The following is a 2,839-nucleotide window of genomic DNA, read 5'->3' on the forward strand; positions in this document are numbered from 1 at the left end:
GCACTTGATGACCAGCAGGCTTTGTTCGCGGACACGATTTTCAATTCGGCCACCGCCTTGCTGAGCGTGATCAACGATGTTCTGGATTTTTCCAAAATTCAGGCGGACAAAATCTCATTGCGGGACGCTCCCTTTTCCCTGTTGGACCTTGTCCAGGATGTGGGGACCCTGCTGTGGGCAAAGGCGGCCTATAAGGGGCTCGATCTTCGCACCGATTATCCCGCTGACGTCCCGCGGGCATTTATCGGGGACGCCAGCAAGATCCGGCAAATCCTGATGAACCTGCTGGGTAATGCGATCAAATTCACCGGCACCGGGCAAGTCACCGCCAGTGTTTCCTACGACACCGGCGCTGCGAAACTGCCGCTGCGCATCTCGGTCAGCGACACCGGCCCAGGGATCGATCAGTCGCAGATCGAACAGATTTTTTCTGCGTTCGAACAGGTCAACCGCCAGACCACAAGGGTGGTAGAAGGCACCGGCCTGGGATTGGCGATCACCCGGGCGCTGGTTGAGCGGATGGGCGGCAGGATCGACGTGGCATCGGCCCCCGGTCAGGGGGCGATCTTTACGGTCCATCTGGATTTGCAACAGGTGGATGCAGAGGACGGCGCCGCCAGCCAGGAAGATGGCGTCACGCGCGTCCAGGATCAAAGAATGGCGTTGAACACACAGGCCGCAAGCACTCCGTTGGATCTGCCGGCAGAGGCCTTGAAGGGGATGAGGATCCTTGTTGCCGATGACAACAAGACCAACCAGCTGGTCGTCAAGAAGATGCTGAAACCCACTGGCGCTGACCTGCAATTTGCGGCCAATGGGCAGCTCGCTTTTGAGGCATACATATCTGCTGGCTGCGACCTTATTCTGATGGATCTGTCGATGCCCATCCTGGGCGGGCTCGAGGCCACCCGGAAAATCCGCCAGTACGAGCAGGGCGCCGCGCTGCCGGAATGCCCGATCATTGCGCTGACAGCCAATGCACAGCCGAGCGACGTAGAGGCTTGCATGGCCGCTGGGATGAACGATTTCCTGTCCAAACCCTTTCGCAAGGCCGAGCTTTTGGCGCGGATCCTGCGTTAGGCGGGCAGCAGTACCGCAAAAGAGCCGGCTAGCTTTTTCTTGGGCCGGGACTTGCCGGCCGCAGCGGCTGCTTCCACGCAGTCCGGCGTATCTGCGGGGCGGCGGCTCTGTGTGCCTGCATCCAGATTCTTGGAAGGACACGCCATGAGGCCGGGCGCCCGTGGCCAAAGACATTCAGCTGCCCTGCCGAAGGTCCGGTGCGTCCGGACTAGGCACTGCAGCAGATTGGAGGTGTGCAGATATCCCACAAATCCTGCAACGCGCCCAATACCTTCTTTGGAATGGATGTAGCGGTAGATGGTTTCCTGGCAGACCCGCAGCCTGGCGCCTTCATGGATCATCCGGTTGCCGATCTGTTCTGGCATCCAGCCATTCTTCAGCCGCCCGAGGACACGCGCCATCTCGTTCACAGGGGTCTTCGCATGCCTCCAGCGTTCAATCTTGCGTCGTTCCGTGATACTCAGCCGGCTGTAAACAGCTCCCATTTCGTTTCCTCTCGTCAGGCAACATACTGTTTTCTAACAAGGGTCGCAGTTAGGGGGAGCGCGCGCGTCGGTGGAGGCTCAAGGGTCGTTGCGACGCTTCCTGCTATCCTAGCTTCATGAGTTCGTCCCGGAAGGCTTCAGCCGGTGTGCGCCATCCGAGGCATTTTCTGGGTGTGCCGTTCAAGCGGTCGCAAATCGCCTTCATTGAGCGATTTGAGAGCGCGGCCACAGGCGTATCCCGTGGCAGGTAGCGGCGCGCCCGCTTGTTGAGGTTCTCGACGGATCCTTTCTGCCAGGGCGCCTGGGGATCGCAGAACCACGCCTCCGTTCCGATCCCAGGCTTGAGCTTGCGCCAGTTCCGGAACTCGATCCCTCTGTCGAAGGTGATGGACCGCCGCGCCGGCTGGGGCAGGGGTTCCATGACGTCCATCAGCCGGTTCATCAGGTGTGTGGTGCTCCTGTCTTGGTTTCTGAACAAGACGGCAAACCGCGTCTTTCGCTCTACAAGCGTGGCCACGTTGGCATTGCCCTGGGCGCGTTCGAAGATCATCAGATCGCCTGCCCATTCACCGAATGTCTCGCGGGACTTCACGTGCTCCGGGCGCTGATGAATGGAGCGCTCCGGCGGGAAAACAAGGCCGCGCGGCCTGCGCGCATAGCGCGGCTGCCGTTTCTTGCGCCGGCTCGGCAGGTGGCGCGCCAGTTCTTCGGATTGGCCATCGGGGCCATAGACGTAAGCGTAAATGGTCTCGTGGCTCACACGCACCGGTTGGCCTTCAAACCCAAGGCGGCCGGCAATCTGCTCTGGTGACCAGCCTTCCTTCAATTGGGTGATCACTGCTTTGCGCAGTTCTTTCAATCGCACGAGTTTGCGGCGGCGCATGCGTCTGGCGGCCGCGGTTCGCTGCGCGTTCACACCGTAGTAGCCGTTCAGATATGGCAGTTCACGGTCTTCAAAGCGGTTGCGCTTGATCTCGCGGTAGACAGTAGAGCGATGCCTGCCGAGCGCAGCCGCGATCTTGCTCACAGGCGTCTTTGCGTTCAGCATATCCTCAATTGCGCGCCGTTCACGCAAATCCAGCTCTATGTGGGCCATCTTCCATTCTCCTTGCTTGCCAGCAAGATAGGGGAATTGTCGCAACCCAATCTAGAATGTGCCCCGGCTACATTTCATGTAAACACCATTCAGAAATGTCACCGGCTGCGCAAAACAGAAACGTCACCAAGAGGCGTGACGTGAGCAAGGCTTAGCAGCCCGTAGACCCCACATATCG

Annotated in this window: 3 protein-coding genes; 1 reads left to right on the top strand and 2 read right to left on the bottom strand. The window is 59.6% G+C overall.

Features of this window, described 5'->3' with window-relative positions; genetic code table 11:
• The coding region (locus tag A2I95_RS29685; protein WP_291735653.1) for an ATP-binding protein at positions 1–1,080 on the top strand (1,080 nt) is incomplete at its 5' end.
• Here the strand turns inward: A2I95_RS29685 and A2I95_RS29690 are convergent.
• Both A2I95_RS29690 and A2I95_RS29695 read right to left on the bottom strand, forming a co-directional pair.
• The gene (locus tag A2I95_RS29690) at positions 1,077–1,565 is read right to left on the bottom strand and encodes a helix-turn-helix domain-containing protein (protein ID WP_291735654.1); all 489 of its coding nucleotides are present in this window, start codon (positions 1,563–1,565) and stop codon (positions 1,077–1,079) included. The two genes, A2I95_RS29685 and A2I95_RS29690, sit on opposite strands and share 4 nt — an antisense overlap.
• A 103-nt stretch (positions 1,566–1,668) precedes the next feature.
• Complete coding sequence (locus A2I95_RS29695) at positions 1,669–2,661, bottom strand: IS30 family transposase (RefSeq protein ID WP_291735656.1); 993 nt, start codon at positions 2,659–2,661, stop codon at positions 1,669–1,671.
• Positions 2,662–2,839 lie beyond the last annotated feature (178 nt).

The sequence above is a fragment of the Leisingera sp. F5 genome, from assembly GCF_001593695.1.

Excerpts from the sequence above, each read along its gene's own strand:
- A2I95_RS29695 (WP_291735656.1), bottom strand. The coding sequence starts at position 2,661 with ATGGCCCACATAGAGCTGGATTTGCGTGAACGGCGCGCAATTGAGGAT.
- A2I95_RS29690 (WP_291735654.1), bottom strand. The coding sequence starts at position 1,565 with ATGGGAGCTGTTTACAGCCGGCTGAGTATCACGGAACGACGCAAGATT.